At 59.3% G+C, this 280-nt stretch carries 1 protein-coding gene; it reads left to right on the forward strand.

Going from position 1 to position 280, the window contains the following annotated elements; translation table 11 throughout:
• Positions 1-29: 29 nt before the first annotated feature.
• On the forward strand, positions 30-280 hold a 251-nt coding region (locus tag EN874_RS33375), incomplete at its 3' end, for a DUF2817 domain-containing protein (RefSeq protein ID WP_245516261.1).

Below are 280 nucleotides of genomic sequence, written 5' to 3' on the forward strand. Positions count from 1 at the left end.
CGCTCCCCTCGAATCCTGGATACGAGGAGTTGGCTGAGCATTTTGTTCCCGCGGACATCTCCGAGGAGGGATTGAAGCGCGCTGAGGCTGCGTTCGCGGCATATCAAGCGCGCCACGGCGAATTGAAACTTCGGGAGGCGCGGGGATCGGGGCAGTACACCAATCCGGGCGGCCTGTTCTACGGCGGAACCGAGCCTACCGAAGCCAGGCGAACTCTCGAGGAAATAACGAAGGAATTCAACGTAGCGGCCCGCGATGAGGTCATCATCATAGATTACCA

The sequence above is a fragment of the Mesorhizobium sp. M1D.F.Ca.ET.231.01.1.1 genome, assembly GCF_003999155.2.
In the GTDB taxonomy this organism is placed as follows: domain Bacteria; phylum Pseudomonadota; class Alphaproteobacteria; order Rhizobiales; family Rhizobiaceae; genus Mesorhizobium.